General features: G+C 49.9%; 16 protein-coding genes. 10 read left to right on the forward strand and 6 right to left on the reverse strand.

Translation table 11 applies throughout. The features are described 5' to 3' along the window. The first annotated feature begins 43 nt into the window (after positions 1-43). The 4 genes from B2Q61_RS12655 (at position 44) to B2Q61_RS12670 (ending at position 4,847) form a co-directional block, all read left to right on the forward strand. Positions 44-556 carry a DUF4124 domain-containing protein gene (locus tag B2Q61_RS12655; protein ID WP_290620867.1) on the forward strand — a complete coding sequence of 171 codons (513 nt, stop codon included), beginning with the start codon at positions 44-46 and terminating at the stop codon, positions 554-556. Positions 557-619: 63 nt separating this feature from the next. Continuing rightward, positions 620-1,726, forward strand: a complete 1,107-nt coding sequence (proB, locus tag B2Q61_RS12660) for a glutamate 5-kinase (protein ID WP_290620422.1) — start codon at positions 620-622, stop codon at positions 1,724-1,726. Between the two features lie 44 nt (positions 1,727-1,770). Beyond that, positions 1,771-2,847, forward strand: coding sequence for a glycerol-3-phosphate dehydrogenase/oxidase (locus tag B2Q61_RS12665; RefSeq protein ID WP_290620420.1), 1,077 nt, complete (start codon positions 1,771-1,773; stop codon positions 2,845-2,847). Positions 2,848-2,936: 89 nt separating this feature from the next. After that, positions 2,937-4,847 carry a methyl-accepting chemotaxis protein gene (locus tag B2Q61_RS12670; protein WP_290620418.1) on the forward strand — a complete coding sequence of 637 codons (1,911 nt, stop codon included), beginning with the start codon at positions 2,937-2,939 and terminating at the stop codon, positions 4,845-4,847. A 31-nt stretch (positions 4,848-4,878) separates the two neighbouring features. Here B2Q61_RS12670 and argA read toward each other — a convergent pair whose 3' ends face one another. The 4 genes from argA to B2Q61_RS12690 form a co-directional block, all read right to left on the reverse strand. Next, on the reverse strand, positions 4,879-6,198 hold the full coding sequence (gene argA / locus B2Q61_RS12675) for an amino-acid N-acetyltransferase (protein ID WP_290620416.1): 1,320 nt from the start codon (positions 6,196-6,198) through the stop codon (positions 4,879-4,881). A gap of 206 nt (positions 6,199-6,404) precedes the next feature. After that, on the reverse strand, positions 6,405-7,553 hold the full coding sequence (locus tag B2Q61_RS12680) for a glutathionylspermidine synthase family protein (protein WP_290620414.1): 1,149 nt from the start codon (positions 7,551-7,553) through the stop codon (positions 6,405-6,407). Between the two features lie 5 nt (positions 7,554-7,558). Further along, complete coding sequence (locus tag B2Q61_RS12685; protein WP_290620412.1) at positions 7,559-8,173, reverse strand: DUF1190 domain-containing protein; 615 nt, start codon at positions 8,171-8,173, stop codon at positions 7,559-7,561. Between the two features lie 10 nt (positions 8,174-8,183). Then, positions 8,184-8,612, reverse strand: a complete 429-nt coding sequence (locus tag B2Q61_RS12690; RefSeq protein WP_290620410.1) for a DUF350 domain-containing protein — start codon at positions 8,610-8,612, stop codon at positions 8,184-8,186. A 199-nt stretch (positions 8,613-8,811) separates the two neighbouring features. Here B2Q61_RS12690 and B2Q61_RS12695 point away from each other — a divergent pair, with 199 nt between their 5' ends. From B2Q61_RS12695 to B2Q61_RS12715, 5 genes are all read left to right on the forward strand, one after another. After that, positions 8,812-10,881: a M13 family metallopeptidase gene (locus B2Q61_RS12695; RefSeq protein ID WP_290620408.1), complete on the forward strand. Its 2,070-nt coding sequence runs from the start codon at positions 8,812-8,814 to the stop codon at positions 10,879-10,881. A 107-nt stretch (positions 10,882-10,988) separates the two neighbouring features. Beyond that, positions 10,989-13,415: an alpha/beta hydrolase family protein gene (locus B2Q61_RS12700; RefSeq protein ID WP_290620406.1), complete on the forward strand. Its 2,427-nt coding sequence runs from the start codon at positions 10,989-10,991 to the stop codon at positions 13,413-13,415. A gap of 735 nt (positions 13,416-14,150) precedes the next feature. Beyond that, positions 14,151-14,642 (forward strand): hypothetical protein, encoded by a 492-nt coding sequence (locus B2Q61_RS12705; RefSeq protein ID WP_290620404.1) that lies wholly within the window; start codon positions 14,151-14,153, stop codon positions 14,640-14,642. 189 nt (positions 14,643-14,831) lie between these two features. Further along, a complete protein-coding gene (locus tag B2Q61_RS12710; RefSeq protein ID WP_290620402.1) occupies positions 14,832-15,236 on the forward strand; it encodes a hypothetical protein in 405 nt (134 codons plus the stop codon). A gap of 127 nt (positions 15,237-15,363) precedes the next feature. After that, a complete protein-coding gene (locus B2Q61_RS12715) occupies positions 15,364-15,729 on the forward strand; it encodes a DUF4870 domain-containing protein (protein WP_290620400.1) in 366 nt (121 codons plus the stop codon). A 164-nt stretch (positions 15,730-15,893) separates the two neighbouring features. On the opposite strand, the gene malQ is transcribed toward B2Q61_RS12715, so the two are convergent. Further along, positions 15,894-18,056 carry a 4-alpha-glucanotransferase gene (gene malQ / locus B2Q61_RS12720; protein ID WP_290620398.1) on the reverse strand — a complete coding sequence of 721 codons (2,163 nt, stop codon included), beginning with the start codon at positions 18,054-18,056 and terminating at the stop codon, positions 15,894-15,896. Continuing rightward, positions 18,043-18,564, reverse strand: coding sequence for a helix-turn-helix transcriptional regulator (locus tag B2Q61_RS12725; RefSeq protein WP_290620396.1), 522 nt, complete (start codon positions 18,562-18,564; stop codon positions 18,043-18,045). The genes malQ and B2Q61_RS12725 overlap by 14 nt, the downstream gene beginning before the upstream one ends. 364 nt (positions 18,565-18,928) lie before the next feature. Between B2Q61_RS12725 and B2Q61_RS12730 the strand changes: the two genes are divergently transcribed. Beyond that, on the forward strand, positions 18,929-21,793 hold the full coding sequence (locus tag B2Q61_RS12730) for a TonB-dependent receptor (protein WP_290620394.1): 2,865 nt from the start codon (positions 18,929-18,931) through the stop codon (positions 21,791-21,793). Positions 21,794-21,811 lie beyond the last annotated feature (18 nt).

The raw sequence follows: 21,811 nt of genomic DNA on the forward strand, positions 1-21,811 counted from the left end.
CAAGAATGGCTGCCAGCACCTTAGACAGTCGGGATAAACTGTGATGATAATAATAATTCGTTGTTTTTGTTTGTTTTTTATTTTGGGGCTTGCTCAGGTCGCACACGCCAACGTCTTTAAATGTACTGCAGCAGATGGCAGTGTGGTATTTCAGGGGGCACCTTGTGTTTCAGGTGATCAGGCCCAGATTGATATGCTGTTCGGTGAGCAGAAAGAGCGCGAGCGGATACCTTTGTTAGAGGGTAGCTGGTGTGAGCTGGGAACCTCTAAAGTGCTGGACGGCACCGTCTACCGGGATGAATCGCTAAGTAAAACCTGGATATTCGCCAAACATCAGATGACTCAGCACATTCAGCAAGGGCAACGCCAGGATACCTTTAATTATAATATCCGCCAACAAACAGGTAACTTTGTGATTGATCATCCGGCTTTTGGCAGCGGCCAGGTGAGTTGGCGCGTACGGCATCACACTGAACAAGAGCTTATCATCGCGGCGTATGGTAATTTTACCCATCTGACTGCCGGTGAGTGTAACGTTGCTGTAGCGCGCAACTAAATAAAAATAGACATGTAGACGCCTAAATCGTAAGCTGCTGCCAGGGTTAAACGGGAGTGGTTTATGGCTTTTTCGTCCTGGCGTCGTATTGTTATCAAAGTAGGCAGTGCATTAATTGCGCCCTCTGCTCAGGGTTGTTCTACCCGCTATCTGTTAACTATTGCCCATTTTATTGCACAGTGCCGGCTGGCCGAAATAGAGGTGGTGCTGGTCTCCTCCGGCAGTGTCGCTGCCGGACGCAATGCCATTGTTGCGAAGCAACACCCTTTGCCAATCAATATTAAACAAGCAATGGCTGCGGTAGGCCAAAGCCGGATGATGGCCAGCTGGAGCCAGCTATTCGACTTTGATTGTGCCCAGATACTGCTAACCCATGATGATCTGCAAGACCGTCGCCGTTACCTGAATATTGATAATACGTTGCGTACCTTGCTGGCCAATCAGGTATTACCCATTGTTAATGAAAACGACTCAGTGGCGACGGCGGAATTAAAAGTGGGTGACAACGACAACCTGGCCGCGCTGGTTGCAATAGTGGTAGATGCCGATGCCCTGCTAATCTGCTCTGATATTGATGGTTTATATACGGCGAACCCCAGGCTGGTTGCTGATGCGCAGCATATTGCTGAAGTGACTCAGATCACCAAGACGATCTATGCCATGGCCGGTGGCAGCCATCATGCTATTGGTACCGGTGGTATGCTGACAAAAATACAAGCCGCCGATAAAGCGACGAGAGCCGGAATCGACACCCTGATAATCAATGGTCAGGATGCCAACAGTTTTGCACGACTTCTTGCTGGCGAGCCAACGGGTACCCGCTTTGTCCGGCAGCTGGAGCGGCTTAGTGCCAAAAAGCACTGGCTGTTAAACAGCCTGAAACAGTGCGGGGCGGTGCAAGTTGATGCCGGCGCCTGTGCGGCGTTGCAGCAACATGGCGCTTCGTTGCTGGCCAGCGGTATTGTAAGTTGTACCGGCAGTTTTGACAAAGGCGATGCGCTACTGATCACTGGTCCAGAACAGCAGGCGTTGGCAAAGGGCATTAGCCAGTACAGCTCGCACGAACTAACCAAAATACTGGGGCTGCACAGTAGCCAGATCGCCACTATACTCGGCTATTGCCCCAGTGAAGAGGTAGTACACCGCAACGATTTAGTGCTGTTAAGCTAACCAGCTGCGTACTGATTAACGTTACCCGAATAAAAGGAATGCTAATGAAGCTGGCGATTGTAGGGGGGGGCATTAACGGTTTATCCAGTGCCTGGCAATTGGCGCTGGCGGGCCATCAGGTCACCTTGTTTGAACGAGACAGACTTATGGCGGCAACCAGTAGCGCATCGTCTAAGTTACTGCATGGCGGTTTACGCTATCTGGAGCAGGGTGAGTTCCGGTTGGTGCGGGAGGCCCTGCAGGAACGGCGCTGGTGGCTTAAAAAAGCCCCGCAACTTACCCGCCGACTGCCCATTCTTTATCCTATTTATCATGATTCGCAGCGAAAACGCTGGCAACTAAAAATTGGATTGTGGCTGTATGATACGTTTGCCGGACGCAAAGGTATTGGCCGTCACCGCTGGCTAACGGCGTCGCAGACGTTACGATGCTCCGCACATTTAAAAGCTGAAGGGCTGACAGGTGCCTATCTTTTTTTTGATGGCCAGATGGACGACCAGAAATTGGGGCTATGGATGGCCGCGCAATGTACTAAAGCCGGTGTGCAAATTTGCGAATATACTGATGTACTGCAGGTTGATACGGGTGGCAAGGTATTGCTGGACAATGGTTGGCAATCCTTTGACCGGGTGATCAATGTCGCGGGCCCCTGGAGCCAGCAGTTGCTAAAGCAGTCAGATTTAGCGCAGCTACCGCTCGATTTAGTTCGCGGCAGCCATTTGCTGCTGCCGGCAAACAGTCGCTATGGCCATATGCTGGAGGTGCCCGGCGAGACGCGTATCGTATTCGTATTACCGTATCAGGGTAATACCTTACTGGGTACTACCGAGGTCAGGCAGCAATTAAGCGACCCCATTACCTGCTCAGACGCCGAGCGAGACTATTTGTTAGCTGTGTATAACCATTATTTTCAGCCTGCAGCAGACCAGAACAGCGTGCTGGCTGACTTTGCCGGCGTGCGGCCATTGCTGGGTGGCAGTGCTAATGCCAGCAAAGCGAGCCGCGAGTATCGGCTCAACTGGCAGGGGCAATTGCTGACGGTATCGGGCGGCAAGTGGACTACCGCCCGTGCCCTGGCAAAGCAGGTTAGGCTAGCGGTTGCTAAAAGCGAAACCAAGTAGTATTGCGATAATATTTCGCGATAAAAACTCGCATTGTCATTTAAATTAAGTATGATTTTGGTCACTAAAATAGCCGTTAAGAGGTAGGCATGTTTTCATCATTTAACAAAATGGCGGTAAAACAGCAATTTGTGCTGGTACTGGTGCTGTTAATACTAGTCAGTTCAGTACTAAGTGGCGTTCTGGCTTATCGTCAAGCGAAGCAGCTGGTGGTCAACCGGATGCTGCAGCATGAAATGCCTGCCGTAGTAGGACAGATAGGCGAGACCCTGGAGGCGCAGGTAAGCAAGATGACGATGGCTACCCGACAGCTGGCAGAGAACCCCTATATTTTACAGTGGGCAGAACAGGGCTTTCCTCCGCAGGAAGAAGCATTACTGCTGCAGCAAATTCGTAATGTTAAAAATCAGCTTGGTCTTGATGCCGCGTCATGGGCAGACCGGCAAACCGGCCGGTACTGGAATCAGGATGGTTTTTTAAGGGTACTTAATCAGCAGGAAGACGGTTGGTTTTTTGCTTTCAGGGACTCCGCAGCCGCCACCAACGTCAGCTTGTTTACCGAACCTGGTGGCAAGGTAAGGATGTTTGTTAACTATCAGCAACTGAACGGGCGTGGTTTGTCAGGGATTGCCGTATCGCTGCAACAAATGGTCGATTATCTCCGCGGGCTGCGTATCGCCGACACGGGTCAGGCCTATCTGGCCGATGGTGATGGCAATATCGTGATCCACCCCGATACCAGTCTGATTGGCCAGCAAACGATGACGCAGTTATACGGCAGCGGCGTAACAGGACAATTAGTATCAGGAAAGGCATTACACACTCAGGTCACCGACGATTTACTGCTGGTCAGTGTGCCGGTGCAGGGCACTGTCTGGTCGGTGGTTGCCCAGGTACCGCTGACTGAAGTGCTGGCCCCGGTGCAACAACTGCGCAATACGTTACTGTTAACCGGCTTGGCGGCCACGCTGTTTGCAGGCTTACTGGCCTGGTTACTGGCCAGCTCCCTCACCCGTCGTTTGCATTCGGTTGCGGAAACGCTGCAGAACATTGGTGAGGGCGAAGGTGATTTACGCCAGCGGTTGCCAGCCGATGGTGCCCTGGAAGTGCGCCAGATAGGTTCTGGATTTAACAATTTTGTGGCGAAAATTCATGGTCTGATCACCCAGCTGCATCAACAAAGTGAGCAATTGCAGCAGTCGGCCGTGCAGGTTAATAGTAGTGCTGATAATAACCGGGATCTGGCGCAGGAGCAGCGCGACAGGTTAAGCGGGATTGCTACCGCAATTGAACAGCTGTCTAACACCATCAGTGCCGTAGCAGGTAATGCTGCTAAAGCAGCCGATACCGCGGAACATACCAACCAAAATGCCAGCCGCGGGCTTGAAGTGATAGGTAACACCAGCCAGAGCCTGCAAAAACTTACCCTGGAAGTCGACCATATCGCGGCAGTAGTGGCGACCCTCGCTAAAAACAGTGACAAGATCGGCGGCATTCTTAATGTTATCCGCGCTATTTCAGAGCAAACCAACTTGCTGGCGTTAAATGCGGCTATCGAAGCAGCAAGGGCCGGGGAGCATGGCCGGGGTTTCGCGGTGGTGGCGGATGAAGTGCGGCAACTGGCCCAGCGGGCAGCAAGTGCTACCGACGAGATTCAACAAATGATTAATCAGTTGAACAGTGAGTCACAGCAGGCAGTAAATGCGGCCGAGCAAGGCAAGCAACAAGCCAGTGAGAGTGCCCAGGCAATGGTGCAGGCAACTGCTGAGTTACAACATATCGTCGATGGTATTCGTGAGCTGGATCAGCTGAACCGGCAAGTGGCAACCGCTACCGACGAGCAAGCGGCGGTAGTACAGCATTTGGGACAAAGCGTGCACAGTGTGGCGCAGCTGGTAGATGACAGCACCAGTTCTGCTACCACGCTGGCCGAGTTCAGTGTGCAGTTACGTCAGCTGTCAGTTGAATTAAACCGGCTGATAGACCGGTTTATTGTGTAGTCGTTTTTTAACGCAAGGTGGTGTCGCGGTTTTACAGGGTCAGCGCCAGGATTTTTGAACGGCGCTGATAATTATACAGCTGCTTTTTTTGGCTGGGTAAGTCATCTACCGTTACCAATTCAAAGCCCTGCTCTAAAAACCAGTGAATGCTGCGGGTAGTCAGGGCGAATACTTTGTCATAGCGGCGCTGCCGTGCCTGCTGAATAATATGCTTTAACAGCAAATAGCCCCGATCGGCATCGCGGTAATCGGGGTGCACCGCCAGGCAGGCAAATTCGCCAACATTTTCATCAATAAACGGATACAACGCTGCGCAGCCGATCACCAGGCCATCGCGCTCAATTAAGGTAAAGTAGTCAATTTCCATTTCCAGCTGTTCACGGGAGCGGCGTACCAGCAACCCCTGTTGCTCCAGCGGCCTGATTAAATCTAAAATACCGCCAATATCTCTTATCGTTGCCCGGCGCAGCTTTTCCGCTGATTCGGTAACAATCTGGGTACCGATACCATCGCGGGAGAACAATTCCTGCAGCAGTGCGCCATCTTCGTCGTAACTAACCAGGTGGCAGCGTGGCACGCCACCACGGGTGGCGGTTATGGCGGCATGCAAAAAAGCCAGGGTTCCCGGGCAGGCACTATTGTTCTGAGCCAGCATCTGCAGAGTTGTTTCAGCATCATTGGGCATTAATTCGGCAATAATCTCGCCGTCGTCATCGGTAATGCCGCCCACTTCGCTAAAACCAATCATTTTGTCGGCTTTGAGCTTTATCGCCACCTGAGTGGCAATGTCTTCGGCTGTTAAGTTAAAGCTTTCACCGGTCACCGAGGCCGCTATCGGCCCCATGAGCACAATGCCATTGTGCTCCAGCTGCCGCTTAATGCCGGCGACGTCTATGCGCCGAACTTTACCACTATGGTGATAATCAACACCTTCATCAACACCTAATGGCTGAGCAATAACAAAGTTACCGCTTACCACGTTTATTTGGGCTCCCTGCATGGGAGTGTTACTTAAACTCATCGACAAACGGGCGGTAATATCCAGCTGCAGTGCGCCGGCTACCTGTTTAATCAGTTTAAATGAGTCGTCATCGGTTACCCGGACCCGGTTGTGATAGGTCGGTTCAAGCCCGGCTTGTCCCAGCGCCTGATTAATTTGTGGCCTGGCGCCATACACCAACACAATTTTAATACCGAGACTGTTAAGCAGGGCAACATCATTAATAATACTGCGAAAACCACCTTGAGTAATCGCTTCGCCGCCCAGCATTACCACGAAGGTTTTACCACGGTGAGCATTAACATAAGGAGCAGACTGGCGAAAACCGGAGACAAGTTCAGTAGTGCGCACGGGTAAGGGACTTCCTTTTACTTAAAAATTAACAGTATTTGTTATTAAAGATGGCAGCAAGATGACAAAAAGCCAAATTTACTGACAGCAAAATCAGCATTTTAGGTTGAAAGTGTATTTTTATCCACTTTTTTAGCATATATATTCTTAGCTTCAGGCTCAGGCGTTTTAAAATCACTCTGACCCATTTTTGGCGCAAGCGGCGATTAGTCGAGGATAATATGTGGCAAAAAGCGTGAACTGTCTTTGGTGATCAGGCTGTTGTCTTCACGGATGCAAATACCGGCTGCACTATCGCCAACCACCCAGCTCCCAATTAAGGTGTAGCTGTCGCCAAATTTTGGCAGCGGTGCCAGCGCCTGACGAATATAGCCGCTGTCGGTGTAAGGACCGTCTTCAGTTAAGCGCTGGCCACTGGCGGTCACCAGCTCAATATTGGCGCCCTCACGCGAGAATAACGGTTTTTTAACCCAACCGGGCTCAACCTGACTGTTGTCGGCAAAGAAGGCTGGCAATAAATTAGGATGGCCCTGATATTTTTGCCATAGCAGCGGCAAAATGCCTTTATTAGACAACAATAGCTTCCAAATCGGCTCCAGCCACTGGGTTTTGCTGGTTAAAATGGTGCTGGCAAAATCTTCCTGCAGCATAAATTCCCAAGGGTATAGCTTAAACAGACCATTTACCGCAAAGCCAGCCATATCTACCAGCTGCCCTTCGATATCGCCTAATTGTTCCAACTGAATGTAACGACAATCCAGGCCAGCCTGCAACGCAATATCCATCAGGTAGTCAACGGTGCCTTTATCTTCGATGCTCTCGGTCACGCTGCTAAAATAAAACGGCTGGGCCAGCGGCAGCTGGGCGAAAGCCTGCTCCAGTTTGTCCTGTACCGAGTTAAACTGATCAGCGCCTTGCGGTAACTGACCTCGCATCAGCTGATCTTCCAGCCAGACCCATTGAAAGAAACCGGTTTCAAATAATGAGGTAGGGGTGTCGTAGTTCAGCTCCAGCAATTTTGCCGGGCCAGTACCGTTATAACTGAAGTCCATCCGACCATATAAGTGAGGTTCACCATTGCGCCAGCTATTAGCAATAAAGTCCCAGAACCGCTCAGGAATGGCGAGTTGTCTTAGTAATCGTTCGTCAGCCAGAATATCGGGCACCAGGTCCAGTGCCATCTGGTGCAGTTCTTCTGTTGGCGCTTCTAAATCCTGTTCTATTTGCGCAAGACTAAACTGGTAGTAAGCACTTTCATCCCAGTATCGTTCATTATCGATGGTATGAAATTCAAAGCCAACGCTGCTGGCAAAGTCTTGCCAGCCCGGACGCGGCGCAATACTGTGTCGTTTCACTTAATTCAGCCTCCGTAGCTGCGATTAGCGCTACGCTGTGCTGCCTGCGCGCCAAAACCACCACGCCGGGCCAGGGTTGCCGGTTTTGGTTGCACTGCTGAAGGCCGGATAGTAGTGGTACCCGACTGGCTGGCGACTGCGGTATTAGTGGCGGTGCGGAATGTATTGCGATCGTCACGCGATTTATACAGTGGTTGGGTTGGCACGGTATTGCGGCCGGTTGCGCCAGCCGTTTGCTGACTGGTGGCCTGGCCTGAACCTGCTGCCAAACCGCCGCGGTTTAACATCTGGCCAGCCATAAAGCCCATCATCATTGGCATAAAAAAACTGCCCTGCTGGTGTTGTTCCGGAGCGGTTTCACACTGGCCAGCGCCGAAATCAGCTTCGCATTCCTGTTTATTGGCATAGCGGGGGGCCACCTTGGGGTGCAGTTGTTCTGCCTCAGCAAATGCTGCCTGGCACTGGGCCGGCGGGTTATAAAATGCCGCGCATTCATCTGGCGTACTGAATACCTGGGCGGTCACCTCTTTTTCAGCGCAGCCATTTAGTACCAGGCCAGCGGCAGGTAGCATAAAGATCAGTGCAGCTTTCTGACTGCGTTTGCTGGGACGTAATTTCATCGGCTACTCCTTAATAACTCATACAGGCGGCATTTAACATACCCACCGTAACTGAACAGCCAGCTGAGAAAATGCCGGCGGCTAACTCACCCTGCGTAATACGTTGTGGCAACTGTTTCAAGGCAGCACTGCTAAGCAGAAAGGTCAGTACCTGAACCACTAATGCCACCCCCCCCCAGATGGCACAATCTAACAATGACATTGAATGGGTGATAGCGCTGCTAAGTGGCCAGGCAAAGCCAACCAGAGCACCGGCAAAGGCAATGGCAGCGGCCGGGTTATTAGCACGGATAAGGGCAAACTCATCATGCGGGGTAACCCAGGTGTACAACCGGACAAATACCAGCAGCAGCGCTACTGCCAACGCAAAATATGCTAAAAAGGATGGAATACCCGCTAAAGAGCCTAATGCGGTGTTTAACATGGGGTTGTCTGACATAACAAGTCCTGCGATTCTATACCAGCGCTGATCCTGCGCAAAAAGCCGGCGTAATTCAAGTAAAACCGTATTAGGCCAATGACTTTACATTTTGTCGCAGCCTGGCGGCGGGTTAACCTGCCTTGCTTTACAACGGGGGCAGAGCTTTTACACTCTGGCGATATTTACAACAATAATAGTTATCACCCAAGGAACCTCTATGAATAAAGTATCTGCCCTGGCATTAGGCGTAGCCTTATCGCTTGGTTTGGCTGCCTGTAACGGCCAGCCGGTTGCCACTAACGCTAAGCAAGCACAGCTTGAACAAGCGGCCCCTGCGTTAAGTTCAGGCATTGATCCGGCTAACATGGACACCACCGTAGCGCCACAGCAGGATTTTTTCCGTTACGTTAACGGTAACTGGCTTACCGGTACTGAAATTCCGGCTGATAAAGCGCGCTGGGGCAGTTTTGATGAGCTTAGAGAAAATGCCGAAAAACAAGTGTTAGCAATTATTCAGGAGCTGGCAGCTACCGGACACGCCCAAGGTTCAGATAGCCAGAAAATGGCTGATTTGTATCGATCCTACCTTGATGAAGAGCGCATTAATTCGCTGGGGCTAACCCCGCTGCGCAGTGAGATCAGCCGAATTGACAATATCGACTCTAGCGCTGCGTTAAGCCAGTACTGGGGGCAAAACCAACGTTATCGGATTGGTACGCCCTTAGCGGTCTATGTAGGCCAGGATCAACGCCAATCAGACCAATATATTACCGGTGCCAGCCAGGCTGGACTGGGTATGCCAGATCGCGACTATTATTTAAAAGATGATGAGCGCAGCAAGGTACTGCTGGCTCAGTATGAAGCTTTTATTGAAACGCTGTGGCAGCTGGCGGGTTGGGATAACGCAGAGCAGGCGGCTGACAATATTCTGGCCATTGAAACTCAGCTGGCCAAGGCGCAGTGGAGCCGGATCCAGAATCGTGACCGCAATGCCACCTACAACAAATTAAGTAAAAAAGAGCTGGCAGAACTGGCGCCGGGCTTTGACTGGACGACGTTTCTAAATGCTGCCGATCTGAATGATATTGAGCACATAGTGGTGCGCCAACCGAGCTATTTTAGCGCTTTTGCCAAAATTCAGGCAGAGGTACCGCTGGCTCAGTGGCAACAATACCTTAAATTTCATTTACTACGGGCGAACGCTAACAACCTGAGTGAACCTTTTGTCAATGCCAGCTTCGATTTCTATGGCCGGGTGTTAAGTGGTTTGCAAGAGCAGCGTAGCCGCGAGAAACGTGCAGTAAGCACGGTGGAAAGCACTCTGGGCTTTATGGTGGGCAAAGAGTATGTCGCACGGCATTTTCAACCAGAAGCAAAAGCGCGGATGGATGAAATGATTGAAAATCTGCGGCTTGCCTTTAAAGAAGCGATCAACGATCTGGAGTGGATGAGCCCGCAAACCAAGGTTGAAGCGCAGGCCAAACTGGGCAAATTTAATACCAAAATTGGCTACCCGGATGTCTGGCGCGATTACGATTGCGTCACGATTGCTGCCGATGATTTAATCGGTAACCTGCGCCGTAGTGCGGAATGCGAATATCAACGGATGACTGATCGTCTGGGGCAACCGGTCAACCGCGATGAATGGGGCATGACACCGCAAACGGTAAATGCGTATTACAGCTCAACTATGAACGAAATAGTGTTCCCGGCCGCAATATTACAACCGCCGTTCTTTAACGTTAACGCCGATGATGCCGTAAATTATGGAGCAATTGGTGGGGTAATTGGTCATGAGTTTACCCATGGCTTTGATGATCAGGGCCGTCGCTCTGATGGTGAAGGTAATTTGCGTGACTGGTGGGTAACTGACGACGAAAACCAGTTCCGCGAGCGGGCGCAGCGGATGATCGATCAGTACAGCAATTTTAACCCTATTGACGATCTGCGCTTACAGGGTGCCCTGGGTCTGGGTGAAAATATTGCCGATTTAGGCGGCTTAACTGTTGCATACAAGGCGTATCAAAACGCCACTAAAGATCAGCCGCCAGTTATTATCGATGGCTTTACGCCTGAACAGCGCTTCTTTATGGGCTGGGCACAGGTATGGCGGATTAAATTCCGTGATGAAGCTCTGCGCCAGCAAGTGATCACCGGACCCCACTCACCGGGTATGTACCGGGTGCTTGGGGTACTGTCAAATATGCCAGAGTTTTATCAGGCATTTGACGTAAAACCAGGCGATGCCATGTACCGAGAAGAGGATGTACGGGTAAAAATCTGGTAAACCGATAGCACTTTTAACCCCCTGGCTGGCGCTGCTGGCCTGGGGGTTTTACCGACTATACTGTAAGTTTCGAATGTGATACATACCTTTAATTTAAGGATAATACAGTGAAAAAACATTTAGTTATAACACTCAGCTTGTTGCTGATGGTGCTATGTACTGAGCTGAACGCCAGTGCTGTCGCTACCGGTTATCGTCAGCCGGTAGCCGACATTACGGCCATTGTTGATGCCGCACCAACCCCCAGTGCCAGCTTAAGCCCGGACGGCACTACGCTACTGAGCCTGCAGTTTCCTGCGCTGCCCAGCCTGGCCGATTTAGCCGCGCCACAGCATCGCTTAGCAGGCGTGCGGATAAACCCGGCAAACAATGGCCCCAGTCAGCCACGTTATATTGCCGGAGTTACCCTTATCGATATTGCCACGGGTAACAGCCGCGAGATTAAAGGTTTGCCAGCAACCTTGAAAGTTATCACGGCAGAATGGTCACCAGACAGCCGATATGTCGCCGTGGTGCAGTTAGAGGATAACGCCAGCAGTTTATGGCGGATTGATACCAAAAACGCCACTGCCAAACGCTGGGGCAAGCTACAGCCAAACGCCGTGCAAGGTGGCCAACTGGAGTGGGCAGCAAACAGTGATGCAATTTATCTGCTGGCAGTAGATCCGAAGCGTCCTGCGGCACCTGTTGCCGCCAAAGTGCCAGCCGGACCGGTGGTAACTGAAGCCCGTGGCCGCACTGCACCGGCACGGACCTATCAGGATTTATTAAAAGATACGCATGATGAAGCGCTGTTCAACCATTACTTTACCAGTCAGCTAGTAAAAATAAGCCTGAGCAACAAGGTCACCATGGTCGGTAAGCCGGCGTTAATCCGTCGCTTCAGCCTGTCGCCAGATAATCAGCACCTGCTCGTTACCCGCATAGTACCGCCATTCTCTTACGCGGTACCCATCTACCGTTTTGCCACCAACATTGAAGTGTGGAACCCACGAGGCGAGGTAAGCTACACGGTAGCAGAACAACCGGTAGCAGATAACCTGCCCATCGCATTTGATGCGGTAGAAACCGGGCCGCGCAGTGTTAGCTGGCGGGCCGATGCGCCGGCCACGTTACACTGGGCGCAGGCGGCTGATGGCGGTGATCCGGCTAACAAGGCTGACGTTCGTGACCAGTTATGGCAGTTAGCTGCACCCTTTAACGCTGAACCGGTAAAATTACTGGATATGGCGTTTCGTTTTCGAGATTTACTGGCTGCCGACGCAGATACTGCCCTGGTATACGAAGGCTGGTGGCAGGAACGGCAGGAAAAAGTGTGGTTAATCAGCCCTGACGGCAGCAGTGAACCTAAACTGCTGTGGCAACGCTCTACCGAAGACCGCTATGCTGATCCGGGCCGACCGTTAATGACCACGGCCGACAATGGCCAGCGTTTGCTGCGGTTAGAAAATGGCCATATTTACCTGACCGCTGTTGGCGCGTCAGAAGAGGGAAACCGGCCTTTTATCGATAAATATGAATTGGCAAGCGGCGACACCGAGCGGCTATGGCGCTCAGAGGCGCCGTATTATGAATACCCGATAACCCTTTTGCCCGGCGCTAAATTGCTGACCCAGCGTGAAGCGCCGACGGAGCCGGCTGACTTTTATCTGCGCGATTTACAAAGTGGCGAGTTAACGGCACTAACCGACACCCCGCATCCGATGCCGCATACCCTGGGTATTAGTCGCGAGCTGATTAACTACCAGCGCGCTGACGGGGTACCGATGTCCGCTAATCTGATTTTACCTGCTGGTTACGATGCAAAACGTGATGGCCCGTTGCCTACAGTTATCTGGGCATACCCGCGCGAGTTTCGTAATGCCGCCGCGGCAGGCCAGGTATCAGACTCGCCGTATCGTTTTAACCGCATCAGCTACTGGACGCCTCAGTTTCTGGCTACCCAGGGTTATGCCGTACTGGACAACGCCACTATGCCCATTGTTGGTGAAGGTGAAATTGAGCCAAATGATAACTTTATTGCGCAACTGGTACTCAATGCCGAAGCGGCCATAGCGGCCGGGGTAAGTCGCGGTGTAACCGACCCTGAACGGGTAGCCATTGGTGGCCACTCCTATGGCGCTTTTATGACCGCCAATCTGCTGGCCCATACCAATTTATTTAAGGCAGGTATTGCCAGAAGCGGCGCTTATAATCGTAGCTTAACGCCTTTTGGTTTTCAGCGTGAGCAGCGTACTTTATGGGACGACCCTGATCTGTACCTGGCCATGTCACCGTTTTTTCATGCCGATAAATTGAAAACACCGTTGCTGATGATCCACGGTACCGACGACAACAACTCCGGTACTTTTCCGATGCAAAGCGAGCGCTTATACCAGGCAGTAAAAGGCCATGGCGGTACTACCCGTTTAGTTATGCTGCCATTAGAATCGCACGGCTACCGCGCCCGCGAATCGGTGCTGCATATGCTGTGGGAAACCCAGCAGTGGCTAGATGAATTCGTTAAAAATGCCGAGCCAGCCAAGGCAAAGTAACGCATCAATTAATCTGATACTGACTACTCCTAACAAAGGGGCTGCAATTGCAGCCCCTTTTCATTTACTACGCGCGCCCGGCATTAAGCCGTACTGTAAGCTGGCAGCCCCAACTTAAAAAGCTGCCTTTTGCCACAAAATGAGTAATGGATAAAACCAGTCTAACCTTAATTAATGGTAATAAAATAAATCGCAAGCTTAAGCCGTGCTTTCCCCTACGTTGTGCCCAAGAGCACAACATAAATATGTTGATTTTAAGAAACGTAAAAGGTAACTTCAGCGCATTTACCAAGCATTAATTGTAATTTACATGTTTTGAAAGTGTGTCGGTGGTAAAGCGCACCCATTATGGGAAATGAGCAATCAATAAGCACGTCCATAACAATAAAATATTATCGCCGGTAAAAAGAGCTGGCTGCGACGCCAACCCACTGCGCTAAAGTTGAGCGTTATGAATAAGGAAGGGAAAGTGCAGAAAAAGGGAGTTTCGGAGTACATTCCTGACCAATATCAGGGTTTATTTGTCTTATTGTGCAATTAAATTTAAAAGCAATATTTATGTATATATTGGAAATTATCGTTGTGGGTTTTAATGGTAAGTAACTTGATAGCAAGGCACCAAAACAGAATTAGACCCGTTAGTTTGTTACTTTCTGCAACGTTTCAGCCGAAAATTTTACCCGCTTAATAGGGGGTAGATTACTTTTATATTATTAGTTAACTAAGGGATGTATCTTGAAAAAAATAGTACTATTTCTCGCATTGATTGCTATGTCAGCCGCTGCCAGCGAGAGTGAAGCGGATAAACAATATTCTGTAGGTGTGGGAATGGGGGCGGCCTACAGTGGGCTCGGCGCAAACTTTGCTCTTATATCGAACACCGATATGAAGTATGTCTCAGTCGGCTGTGTGGAATATAGCTCCAGGTATGGTTCGACTTGCGGCGGGGGGGTCGGTTGGATTGTCACCGACCTGTTTAACGCGAGTTCAAACAAACATGGTTTAGGTGTGTATGTCACGAAAGCCGGTCATGAATCCTATGTAAGTAGAACTGGCGACACTTTTAGGATTGATGAAAATAAATATTATGCAGCCGGCATCAGTTACACCTATTTTATGAATGGCATCAATAAGCCTGGTGTTAACTTCGGGATCTCTGCTCATGCAACAAACGCGAAATACGATGAAAAAATTAATGGATTTTTGCAGGTTGGTTATCAGTTTTAACGCAAAAAACAATTATCGTCGGCAAAACGTATGTCGCAATAGCGTTCCTAAAATAAGTTGAACAAACCTTGGTTATTAGATACCTTCAAAGTATTTACAATAACCATAATGCCATTTACAAGGATTCAGATGTGAAAGGTATAAACAGCTAACTGCAACAACTAAACACTACTACCGGAGACATCAGTTATGTATAAATTATCGGCATTTATATTACTCAGCGTGTTATTAACCAGTTGTACATCAAGCCCGTCAAATTCTGCACATCAATTAACCGGCCAGGCCCGGCCCGCAATTACCCCTGCAGAAGTGCTGGTATATAACGAGCCGCCAGCACAGTTTACAGAAATTGCTACCGTCACGGCGACCAGCGGCGCCTCAACAATCCCTTCTAATACTGATAAAAAAGCAGACGTATTAATGGCGTTGAAAGCCGAGGCGGCCGCACTTGGCGCTAATGGTATTATTTTAACCATGCTCAAAGAAGATGTGGAAACAGACCAGGTACCGATGAGCAATGGCACCCAGCAATATGTTCGAAATGTAACTAAGTACTATCAGACAGCAAATGGCATTGCGATATTTATTGAATAGTATTGAACGGCTAAAGAGGAAGGGAGTAGAGGGTATTTTTGCTAATCCGCAGTAGTCAGCGGAGCAAAGCCTGACCATCGGCCAGCGCTAGCTGGTTAAAATATAAAAATAACTGGAAATCACAAGTATGGAAAATCAACAAGTTAACCGGCCCTGGGGCGTAGATTTAAAAGCGTTTTGTTTACTGATGCATTTAGCGCAGTTTGCCGGGTTCATTATTCCGGGTGCGGGCATTATTTTGCCAATTGTAATGTGGGTGACTAATAAAGATCAGTTTGCTGAAGTGGATGCGCACGGTAAGAATATTGTCAATTGGATCCTGAGCCTGTTAATTTATTTAGTCGTCAGTATTTTTCTGATGTTTGTCATTGTCGGTTTTTTCCTGCTGTTCGCGCTGATTATTATTAATATCATTTTCATCATTATTGGTGCAGTTAAAGCCAACCAGAATGAAGCCTGGGAATACCCGCTTAGTATTAAGTTCTTTAAATAGTGCCGGATAAGCGTTACGCATCCCATGCTTTTTGCAACGTAAATTAGCAGCAGCCAATAACTACCGAATAGTTGGCGTCGAATTAAACGGGGTGCTATTTAAAAATAAGACCAGCAGAGGGTAGATTGCTGGTCTTGTTCATTTTATTGAGCTGTTATTAAACCTTACGTTGACTGACGCTGCTCTGCCATCGCCGTTATCAGTTGGCGCACCTCGTGTTGGGCTAACGCCTGCTCAAATTCAAGGGGCAGTTTACGCCGCCAGTTAGGGTATTCATTGCTGGTGCCGGGAATATTAACCGGGGTGGCAACCAGCATAAGATCTTCCAGCTGATACGCCATTAAGCGGGCCGGGGTGGCGGCCAGATAAAGATGACTGTTGCTCACCAGTTGCTGCACATTGCCGTGCTCCAGCTGCAGCTGCTGACAGAGCAACTGCTTTTCATCTTTACGCAATTGCTCCAGATTAGCCGCAATATCTGCGCTGGGAAATAAATCCAGCTTATGGCGCAGTGCCAAATCATGTTCATGCCAGTAGCCTACCAGCGTTGGCATATCGTGAGTGGTAACGGTAGCCAGTGCCAGTGCCGGGTATGTTTGATCCCGATGCTGGTAACTGCCGGCTTTTTGTTCCAGCATAAATACCCGGTAAGACATAACCTGATAGCTTGCCATTAACGCGCTGATTTCAACCGGCACTGTGCCTAAATCTTCGCCAATTACCACACAATGATTACGCTGGCTTTCCAGCGCCAAAATGGCAAACAGCTCATGCGCGGGCATGCTTATATAGCCGCCGGCTGTGGCGTCTGCGCCAGGAGGGCAGCACCACAGTCGCAACAACGCCATTACGTGGTCGAGACGCAGCGCGCCGGCATAACGCATATTGGCGCGGATTAGCTGAATAAAAGGTTGATACGCTTTCTGGCGTAATGTCGCCGGATTATACGCCAGCAAGCCCCAGTTCTGGCCTTTAGGTGCCATAATGTCTGGCGGTGCCCCTACGCTCAGTTGCATCAGAAAGTCTTCCGGTGCACCCCAACTCTCGGCACTGTTACTGTTCGCACCTACGGCAACATCACAATACAGGCCAATGGCCATACCTTGTTGCTGACATTCTTTTTTTACTTCAGCCAGTTGTTGCTGGGCCAACCACTGCAAATAAAGTTGTTGCTCAATGGCATCGCGATGTTCTGTGGCAAATTGCTGCACGGCGTCGCTGTGCGGATTTTGGTATTCTGGCGGGAAGTTTTGCCAGCAGGCCATCTGCATATTGCGGCGAAACAGCTCGGCCTGTAATACCTGATAACGCGCCAGATTAACCAGGCTGGCATCACTTTGTTCAATAAATTGATGAAACTGTTGAGCCCGCTCGCTATTGCTGCTCAGATGATGCTGTTTAAAATGCTGATACAGCAAGCTGGCCATTTCTGCTTTCAGAGCGCTTACCGCGTGGTAATCAACATCGGCAGCAGCCCGACAGCGCTGTAACCGGCTCTGAAATTGCTGACTTTGTAATAACTGCTGCGCCTGGACGCTTTCGGCAAATTCCGGGCTGTGTTCCAGCGCAACATACAAGGTATTTAGCCACAAGCGGCTGTTGGGGCTGTAAGGACTGCAGTCCTGAGGCAAGCCCGGGTACAACGCGTGTAACGGGTTTAAACCAATAAAGTCGTTGCCCAGGGCAGCTAATGGCGCCACCAGGTTTTTTAAATCAACAAAATCACCTATACCCCAGTTGCGGCTGGACCGCAGCGCATACAGCTGAATAGCCGGGCCCATGGTTTTATGTAACACCGCCTGGTCTTGCAACTGAAAACAGCGACTGGGACTGACAATAAGTTGTTGCTGATACTGTTGTTGGGTGGCAGTGGAGGCGGCATCTGTTACTAGCGTCAACTGATGATAACCCGGTTGCAACTCGACATTAATCAGCAGATTAAACGCCAGATACGTGGTTTCATTCAGTTGTTGGCGAGCAATGATATCGCTGGTGGCAACCTGCAGCTGGCCCGAAAATTCTTGCTGCTGCTCGGTAACTAACCGCCACTGCCAGTGGCTGCAGGCGCTGGCAGCGGGCTGCTGGACCCGCACGCTGAATGATTGCTGCGCCGCGATCACCTGTACCGGTGCCACCACCTCAGCCCAGGGCTTTTGTTGTAACTCACTGATCTGACGTGCTATCGCCTCGGTAGTTGTTAAATCGTAACCCATAGCCGTCAGAATGGCCTGTTGATCGGCCAACGCAATATGTTGCGTGTGGCCCTGAGCATGAATATAACGGTCTTGCAGGCCCGCAAGCGTTGCGAGTTGCTTAATTGGTTCCATACATCACCTGTCGGCTGGCCAGGGTATTCCCCGGATAAGAACGGCTTATTGTGGTGCTGCTTCGCTGGCGATATACACCAGGTGAGCAACCTTGCCAGCTTTTAAATGCTTTTTGAAAACTACTTTGTTCTTCAAAACCGAGCTGGGTAGCAATTTGTTGAATATTTAGCATATTTTGCTGCAGGTATTGCTTAGCCAACTGGTGTCGGCATTCGTTTACCAGCTGACGAAAGCAGGTATGGTGGCGCTGCAGAAAACGTTGCAATGACCGGCTGCTGATATTCAGTGCCCCGGCACAGTTGTTTAACCTCGGAACCTGTGGCAACTGCCGGCAAATATGCTGTTTTAACAGCGATAACTGACAATGGCGCTGGCCACTGCTAACCTCATCTGACAGACGGTAACGCATCAAGCCATGGTGTACGATAGTCATTGTGCAATGCTCCAGATTGGCAGCAAAGCAAAATACCCGGCTTTGCTCGTAGCTGCCATTAATTGGTGCAAGCATAAATCAACGTTGGACCATAGTTAAACATGCTGCATACGTATGCAGCGAAAATAGCCAGAAATGCACGCCTGGAAAAGCGTGTCAGAAAGCACGTTTGTTGACGTGGCCAGCAACAAAGTCAGCCAGTCACGGTTTAGCTGGTGGCTTTATGTACAAGGCCTGCACCCAATTTGTGCGCGCGGTAACCGCTTTGCCCTGTCATTGTGCAATAAGTCGCTTATGAATACGTATTCATGTTGAGCTTAGGCCCGAATAAGTTTAATAAATGACCATAGTAAAAGTTGGTTAGTAAGTTTTCACTGCTTGCGATAAGTCTGGAATGCTTTACTGCTGAACAATAACAACCTCACCGGGGATAAGGGTAATGAAAAATTTTAAATTAAATATGCTGACTGTCGCGCTGATTGCAGCCGGCGCCAGCACTGCCGCAGTGGCTCAGCAAACGACTGACGCCAGCGAACAGGCAAAAGAAGATGGCATAGAAGTTATTGCAGTAACCGGTTATCGCGGTAGTCTGCAAAAAGCGCAAGCCATTAAAATGAGCGAAAGCTCAGTGGTAGAAGTATTATCAGCAGAAGACATCGGTAAGCTACCCGACACCAGTATTGCTGAGTCGCTGGCCCGCTTACCAGGCCTGGCCGGTGAGCGTCGTAACGGCCGCACCAGCGGTTTGTCGGTACGTGGCTTTAATGAAAACTACGTAGGCACTTCGTTAAACGGTCGTGAACTGTTAGGCATGGGCGATAACCGTGGCGTAGAATACGACTTATACCCATCAGAAATTGTCTCTACCGCAGTAGTTTATAAAACGCCGGATGCCACCGTCATGGCTCAGGGCATCGGCGGTACCATCGATTTGCAAACAGTGCGGCCATTAACTGCTGAATCTACCCTGACGTTTAATGCCAACTTTGAACAAAACGGCAAATCATCAGGTAACCCTGATTTTGATAATAGCGGCCATCGCTTCTCAGTAAACTTTGTTGAAAAGTTTTTAGACGATACCGTTGGCGTTGCACTGGTCGTATCCTCAATGGAAACGCCGCGCCAGGAAGAACAATTTCGTGGATGGGGTTTCGCAAACGTAAACCTTGCCCGCAACCCGGATGGCAGCTTTGTTAATCCGCGCCGCGCTACCGATACCGTAACCGTGCCGGAAGGCACAGTGGTTTCAGGTGGCCACGACTCATTTACCCGTTCAGCGATGCTGGAGCGCGACTCGTTCGCTGCCATCATTGAATATACGCCGACTGACAAACTGACCTTAAAGTTCGATGCTTTATATATCGACTTTACCGAAAACGACGTCCGTCGTGGTCTGGAAGAAGGTGGTGCTGAGTGGGGTACTGGTGACTACACCATTACCGGCGTTGAAAACGGCCTGGTAACCTCTGGTTATTATGATGGTTTTTACTCGGTAGTGCGTAACGATGCGCGCAGCCAGGAAGCCGACTTAATGACCTTCGGCTTAAATCTGGAATATGAATTAAGCGACGACTGGACTGCCCAGCTGGATATGTCCAGCGGTAAAGTTGAAAAAACCATTACTGACGTAGAAAGTTATTCTGGTGTGGGTCGTGCCGGTACGCCAGGTCGCCCGCTAGCCGCCCGCTCGTGGAATTTAACGTCCACTGGCGTCGTGTACAGTGACCATCCAACCCTGCCATCAGTAGATTATACCGATGCCAGCTTAATGCGTTTAGCCGGGCCGCAAGCCTGGGGTGGTGCATTAAATCCAATTTCACGCTTTCAGGGTGTCCCGGGTTTCGGCCCTGATACCGCGCAGGACGGTTTTGTTAACCAACCAGTGTTTGAAGAAAATTTAGACAGCATCCGGCTGCAATTTAATGGCTTTGTAAACTGGGGCATTATTACCGGCGTTGAAACCGGTGTGGCGTATCAGGAACGTACCAAAAGCAAAATTAACAATGGTGCCTTTTTAACGGCGCCGAGCTGGCCGGACGATGTGGCTATTCCTAACCCATTGGGTGTGGCCGATTTAAGCTTTATCGGTATTGAAGGTGTAACGGCTTATGACAGCTTAGGCTTATATAATAGCGGTTACTACATTGAAACCGACGCGGCCTTACTTGAGAACGGTCGTTTTGGTGATACCTATGCGATTAGTGAAGAGCTAACCACCTTATTTGCCAAGTTTGACATGAACACTGAAGTAGCCGGTATGATGGTCCAGGGTAATTTTGGTGTGCAGGTGGTTAATGCCAAGCAAAGTGGCCAGGGTTTCAGTACCACCAGTAATGCTCAGGGCTTTACCGTAGCCACACCGGTTAGTGACAGCGATGATTACACCGATATTCTGCCATCGTTAAACCTTAGTGTCGAAGTGGCAGACCGTCAGTACGTCCGCACTGCCGTATCAAAAGTTATCAGCCGGCCACGGATGGATAACTTACGGCCTAACGCGCAGGTTACCTTCCAGTTCAATGATGGCAATATTTTAAGTGATGACCCTGCTAACAGCCCATGGGGTGGTAATGCCGGTAACACTAAGCTGAAACCGCTGGAAGCAAACCAGTTTGATTTAGCTTACGAGAATTACTATCACGATAATGGCTTCTTTGCTGCCAGCTTCTTCTTTAAAGATCTGAAAAACTGGCACCGCAATGAAACCGTAATTGCTGATTTTTCTGATGTGTATATTCCGGGCTTCCACCAATCATCGGATGCGACTGGCAACCAACCACCAGTGCTGTTTGTGGGCGGCTTATCGCAGGTAACCGATGGTTTACAGGGCTTTGTTCGTGGTTACGAATTCCAGGCCAGTGTACCGTTTGAAATTGTCCATCAAGCCTTAGATGGGTTTGGTATTGTCGCCAGCGCCACCTTTATGGATGGTAAACTGGATGACGGTGGCCGGGTACCTGGTTTGTCAGAGGAAATCTATACCTTAACTGCTTACTATGAGTATAAAGGCTTTGAGTTCCGGATTTCCGGCACCAAGCGCGACGAGTTCTTAAGTGAAACCCGTGGCCTGAGTTTGTCACTGGCGACCGTAGAAGATCGCGGTGCTGAGCTGTGGGATGCCCAGATTGGTTACGACTTCAGTGAATCAAATATCGATGCGCTGGACGGCCTGCGGGTTACGTTCCAGGTGCAGAACATCACTGATGAACCAACCTTAAAAACCAACGGTGCTGACGTTCGTCAGGTTACTGAGTACCAGAGCTTTGGTACTAACTATATGTTAGGTCTGAACTACAAGTTCTGATGCTTAAGTTCTGATGCT

The sequence above is a fragment of the Arsukibacterium sp. UBA5043 genome (genome assembly GCA_002415085.1).
Taxonomy (GTDB): Bacteria; Pseudomonadota; Gammaproteobacteria; order Enterobacterales; family Alteromonadaceae; genus Alishewanella.

Coding starts and splice junctions, on each gene's coding strand:
- B2Q61_RS12695 (WP_290620408.1), top strand. CDS start 8,812: ATGAATAAAGTATCTGCCCTGGCATTAGGCGTAGCCTTATCGCTTGGT.
- B2Q61_RS12715 (WP_290620400.1), top strand. CDS start 15,364: ATGGAAAATCAACAAGTTAACCGGCCCTGGGGCGTAGATTTAAAAGCG.
- B2Q61_RS12690 (WP_290620410.1), bottom strand. CDS start 8,612: ATGTCAGACAACCCCATGTTAAACACCGCATTAGGCTCTTTAGCGGGT.
- B2Q61_RS12670 (WP_290620418.1), top strand. CDS start 2,937: ATGTTTTCATCATTTAACAAAATGGCGGTAAAACAGCAATTTGTGCTG.
- B2Q61_RS12685 (WP_290620412.1), bottom strand. CDS start 8,173: ATGAAATTACGTCCCAGCAAACGCAGTCAGAAAGCTGCACTGATCTTT.
- B2Q61_RS12710 (WP_290620402.1), top strand. CDS start 14,832: ATGTATAAATTATCGGCATTTATATTACTCAGCGTGTTATTAACCAGT.
- B2Q61_RS12730 (WP_290620394.1), top strand. CDS start 18,929: ATGAAAAATTTTAAATTAAATATGCTGACTGTCGCGCTGATTGCAGCC.
- proB (WP_290620422.1), top strand. CDS start 620: ATGGCTTTTTCGTCCTGGCGTCGTATTGTTATCAAAGTAGGCAGTGCA.
- B2Q61_RS12665 (WP_290620420.1), top strand. CDS start 1,771: ATGAAGCTGGCGATTGTAGGGGGGGGCATTAACGGTTTATCCAGTGCC.
- B2Q61_RS12655 (WP_290620867.1), top strand. CDS start 44: ATGATAATAATAATTCGTTGTTTTTGTTTGTTTTTTATTTTGGGGCTT.
- malQ (WP_290620398.1), bottom strand. CDS start 18,056: ATGGAACCAATTAAGCAACTCGCAACGCTTGCGGGCCTGCAAGACCGT.
- B2Q61_RS12725 (WP_290620396.1), bottom strand. CDS start 18,564: ATGCTTGCACCAATTAATGGCAGCTACGAGCAAAGCCGGGTATTTTGC.